The 4,159-nt window shown below is 55.2% G+C and carries 6 protein-coding genes; 3 read left to right on the forward strand and 3 right to left on the reverse strand.

The window, feature by feature from the left end; genetic code table 11:
• A partial coding sequence (locus AUC71_RS20250; protein ID WP_204376686.1) for a hypothetical protein occupies positions 1–249 on the forward strand: 249 nt, incomplete at its 5' end.
• An 11-nt stretch (positions 250–260) separates the two neighbouring features.
• On the opposite strand, the gene AUC71_RS08765 is transcribed toward AUC71_RS20250, so the two are convergent.
• On the reverse strand, positions 261–557 hold the full coding sequence (locus tag AUC71_RS08765; RefSeq protein WP_069623962.1) for a hypothetical protein: 297 nt from the start codon (positions 555–557) through the stop codon (positions 261–263).
• Between the two features lie 61 nt (positions 558–618).
• A complete protein-coding gene (locus tag AUC71_RS08770; protein ID WP_069623963.1) occupies positions 619–1,182 on the reverse strand; it encodes a hypothetical protein in 564 nt (187 codons plus the stop codon).
• Between the two features lie 85 nt (positions 1,183–1,267).
• Here AUC71_RS08770 and AUC71_RS08775 point away from each other — a divergent pair, with 85 nt between their 5' ends.
• A complete protein-coding gene (locus AUC71_RS08775) occupies positions 1,268–1,765 on the forward strand; it encodes a hypothetical protein (RefSeq protein WP_069623964.1) in 498 nt (165 codons plus the stop codon).
• 550 nt (positions 1,766–2,315) lie between these two features.
• Here AUC71_RS08775 and AUC71_RS22665 read toward each other — a convergent pair.
• Entirely contained in the window at positions 2,316–2,741 is a 426-nt protein-coding gene (locus AUC71_RS22665) for a transposase (RefSeq protein ID WP_069623965.1), read from the reverse strand.
• A gap of 310 nt (positions 2,742–3,051) precedes the next feature.
• On the opposite strand from AUC71_RS22665, the gene AUC71_RS08785 reads away from it, so the two are divergent.
• Positions 3,052–4,128: a hypothetical protein gene (locus AUC71_RS08785; RefSeq protein WP_083238214.1), complete on the forward strand. Its 1,077-nt coding sequence runs from the start codon at positions 3,052–3,054 to the stop codon at positions 4,126–4,128.
• Positions 4,129–4,159 lie beyond the last annotated feature (31 nt).

Genomic DNA, 4,159 nt, shown 5'->3' on the forward strand with positions numbered 1-4,159 from the left:
GAAGCGGCGAACGAGGTCGTCATGACGAAAAGCTCGGATGCGATTTCGAAGGCGTGCACATCGGTTGACGACGTACGCCTCTCGAGAGCGGCAACGCAGCACGCAATAGACCAGAGCCGCAAGTCGCTTGCAGAGACATACGAACTCCTCCTCGCGCTTCGCGCTGTCCGCGCCGAAAGAAGCGTCCTCGTATGCAACCGCAAGAAGCGCCGTATCTCTCCGGTACGTCCGGACTACCTGCGCTCGTGAAGAAGAGCGCACTAGTTCGGTTTTTGCTCGCCCAGCCTCTTGATGGCCATGTCTTTGAGGGTGTTGAGCATTTTGCCCAAGTTCTTGGTGAGGTCGACGGCCGTGGCCGGAGACAACGCGAGTCGCACGGTAACATGGACATTTGCCGACGCCTCGTTCGCTTCATTGCTGCCGGGAGGGCGAACGCGCGCCACCCCTAAGGTGATGCTGACGCAAGCTCCGTCGAAGGCCGCGCTAACGAGCTTGTTGACGTAAATCTCCTTGACCGATGGATCGTCTACAATTTGAACCGATTGACTTTCAGTCATGATGGGAACCTTTCGGCCTTTTAGGATCCCCGTCTTGCCTCCCCTCGTAACCTCCCACCCTTCAGGGCCCACTACGTGTTGGTACGTGCGCTTGCAAGCGCGGGAGGAAGTCCCATAAATCTCGATTGAGATCACGCAGATCGCGGATCACTGTGGACATTTCGTCGAGGCGCGCCCTGTCGACCTGCCGCGTTTCCCCGAACTTGAACCGACCTCTCTGCTCGACGATGCGCAAAGACTGTGTGTGGGTTATATCTCCGTGCTCATCGAGCATGAACATCGCGTGATTAAACTCGTTGCGCAGCCGAGTGGCCGCAGTAAACCGCTCGATCAAACCGTCAAGCTCCTGGCGGACGTCTTTCCGCGCGATCCGGATGAGTGCCAAGCGTTGTATCAGATCAAGTCTCGCGCGCGTGGTATTGAGCGTGGAGAACACGATTGCCGCCGACACTTCGTCCGTATCGAGCAAGAGCATGAGCACATAAATGAACATGCTTTCGTTGTTGGACCAGCTGAATGAGAGATTCCCGATTAGAGCGAGAAGCGTCGTCCGGCGGTCCGCGGACTCGAACGCAGCGGTCTCGATCGATTCGAAGTCTGGTTTAGGTGGCAGGTGTGAATTCATGGGAAAGACTCGCCTTTGAGCCGTGAAAGCGCAAATATGCCGATCCAACGTCAGTCCTGATCCCCTTTTTGCGAGGGGTGTGACCATGTTCGGACTTTGGAAAGTCCGCCGCGCGCGCAAGGCCGCCGTTGCTTTGATCGCTCCTTTCGTCGAGGAGAGTCAGAGGCGCTTCGCCACGCAATTGACAGAGCACGTTTGGCTCGAGCCTTACATGGTGGGCTTCATAAGCATGCTCATATCCTTGGTCGCGGAGCGCACCACAGGTCGCCTCGACTCTCAAAGCGCCGGCCTGGTACAGCTTGAAGCGTGGCAGGACGTGACAGGCTTTCCGAGCCATTTGATCGGAGAAGAAATCTGCCTGCTCAGCAGCGGGAACGACCGAAGATTCAGCTATGGCTGCCTCAACGCCAGTCGCTTCATGGAAGAGCTGACGCGTCCCATGCACAGCCATCCTGATCAGCTTCCACCAGGCTTCCGGATACACGGCCTCAACTACGACACTTCCGCAGCGACGGCGCTTTGGTCGGAACTGTTTGATAGCTACATCGGTACGTTCGATGGAGATCCAGATCCGTTGCCGTAGGACATATGCTTTCCACGTGGCACCTGTCTCCGCGGCCGAGGCTCTTGAGAGGGGCGCTTGTCAGCGGCTCCCTCAGGAGGGGAAGCGGGGGCCCAGAACCCACGTATGATATGAGGTTCGTTCACAGCGTTCATCGGCGGTGCTGACTTGTGTGCACGCACGGCCGGCGCTATCTGGGAGAAAGCAGCGAGGAACTCCTCGATCAGCTGCCGGTTCCCATTCTCACTAACGGCACTTAGAAAGCGCTCAAGCTGAAGTTCACGCGGCGTTCGAACCGCCATCCTTTGGCGCGACATTGACGCAACTCCTTACGCAACTGTACGCCATGACGACCATCGATTGCTTTACGTTACCGACCCAACCTTACAACCCTAAGTCTACCACCTTACAACCGTATCAATAGAGTTTTAGATTTTTATGACGAATGTGTGGCAGACCGAGTTATGGTTAATGTCTCACCGTAACAAACGTGGCAAAACTGGCACTTCTTGAAGGCGGCGAAGGAGATCGCGTTGATAGGCAGGCCGGCTCCGTTGATCGGCGACCGGCTCTATTGGCTGCGACTCCGGAGTCGGAGCTTCTGCTCCCAAATTCGCAAGCGCAAAAGCATTGCCGTGGCGGTTTTTGCGGTCACACCCAATATCCTGCCCGCTTTATATGGACTCAGTGTGGGTCCCAGCGCACGGCTCAGCATGATGAGCTGTAGCCATTTGTGCATGGGGACCTTGCTGTCCTGAAAAATCGTTCCGAGCTTAACCGTGAAAGGACGCCGGCAGTCGTAGCACTTATAGGTATGGATGCGAGTGCTCTCCCCGGTTAAACGCCCTATGCGGCGGTTGCTGCCGCAATGAGGGCACACCGGTCCATCCGGCCAGATTTGTCGCTCGACGAATTCGTAAGCCGCCTCCTCATCGCGGAACTTGCCGAAGTCCCGTGTATCTCGCCGCTTCATGACAGCGCCAGACGCCAGCGACATCGCTCGCGATCCCCTTACCTACGAAATCCGCTGAACTTTACCGTGGGTCCTCTTTGGGCTCAACGTTAGAAGTGGGTACGCGTTGTATAAACGACGGTACGCATAGTATTCTATGTCACACAGCCATGTCTCAAGAAATCCAAGCAGAATAAAGCTTCGTTCTCATTTCGGGGTACGCGTCAGAACGGTCCGACGCGTTGTTTTGCAATGCAGCATAAATACAGGGTACTTATTAGATAATACTTGGTACGCATAAGAATATTGCTGACCTTACTAAGCCTCTCCTAAAAAAGAACTCTAATTTGATCGGATGCTTTCCGGTCAAAAACAACAGGAAGGAGGCAAATACCCAGAAAAGCCAGCCCAATACCGAAGCGGCAGATCCGCGGTGTGTCTTGGCGTAAGCGCGAGCCGCCCCGCAATCCGGGCCGCAGATAGATGTCTTAGACCGGACGTCATCGCATATGCGTCTCTCGCCGACGCAGAAGATCAGCGAGTTTCTCAGCCGCGATGCGTCCTTGAAAAGCCAAGGAGACCATCATGGCTTACCGACCCAAACCACCCAAAGAACCCCAGAGACGACGATCACAAGAAGGACGACAAGCAAAGCCAGGAACAGAAGCAGGATCAGGATCAGAAGCAAGATCAGCATCAGTCCCAATGGCAGTTTGCCGTTCAGGATCTAAAGAGCGAAAACGAGAACAAGAACGAGAACGACAACGACAATAAGAACTCGAACGAGAACAAGAACGAGAACGAGAACAAGGTCGAAAACGAAGTCGACAATAAGCTCGAGAACAAGGTCGACAACGACGTTGACAACAAAGTCAGCAACGAGGTCAAGAACGAGGTCAAGACCGACGTCGAGACCAAGGTGGACGTTGACGTTAGCATTGACCTAGACCTCGACAGCTTGCCGACCGACGACGACCTGATCGATATCGAGTACTTCAACGCGGATGACAACGAAGGTATCGTCCAAGCCCTCGCGAACAACGTCTGGCAAGACGTTGACGGCAAGGGCAACGATAACGCCTTCAACATCCAGCAGGTAAACTCGCTCGTCGACAACGACTATCTGAACAGTCCAGAAGTCAAGTACGACGCCGATCACGTTGACGGCAAGATGGACGACAAGTTCGACGATGGGAACATCGGCGCAGCTTCGTTCATTCAGCAAGCCTTTGCCGATGGCGGCGAAGCCAAGATGGACGACGCCAAGGCTGAGACCGAAATCGGCAACATCAGCGGCACAGGCACCACCACCGCTGATGCGATCGTCAATCAGGAAGCGTTCACCCAGAACATCGTTCAGGGTGCCAACATCCAGTTCAACTCAAACGAGATCTCGGTTGTTGGGGACGACGCCACTGACGCGATCCTCTAGCCTAACTACAAGAGCCCGCGGCGGGATATCC

It is taken from the genome of Methyloceanibacter marginalis (genome assembly GCF_001723295.1).
GTDB lineage: Bacteria > Pseudomonadota > Alphaproteobacteria > Rhizobiales > Methyloligellaceae > Methyloceanibacter > Methyloceanibacter marginalis.

What these genes read in the sequence shown, in the direction of transcription:
- AUC71_RS08770 (WP_069623963.1), bottom strand. Translation starts at nt 1,182, where the DNA reads ATGAATTCACACCTGCCACCTAAACCAGACTTCGAATCGATCGAGACC.
- AUC71_RS08785 (WP_083238214.1), top strand. Translation starts at nt 3,052, where the DNA reads ATGCTTTCCGGTCAAAAACAACAGGAAGGAGGCAAATACCCAGAAAAG.
- AUC71_RS22665 (WP_069623965.1), bottom strand. Translation starts at nt 2,741, where the DNA reads ATGTCGCTGGCGTCTGGCGCTGTCATGAAGCGGCGAGATACACGGGAC.
- AUC71_RS08775 (WP_069623964.1), top strand. Translation starts at nt 1,268, where the DNA reads ATGTTCGGACTTTGGAAAGTCCGCCGCGCGCGCAAGGCCGCCGTTGCT.
- AUC71_RS08765 (WP_069623962.1), bottom strand. Translation starts at nt 557, where the DNA reads ATGACTGAAAGTCAATCGGTTCAAATTGTAGACGATCCATCGGTCAAG.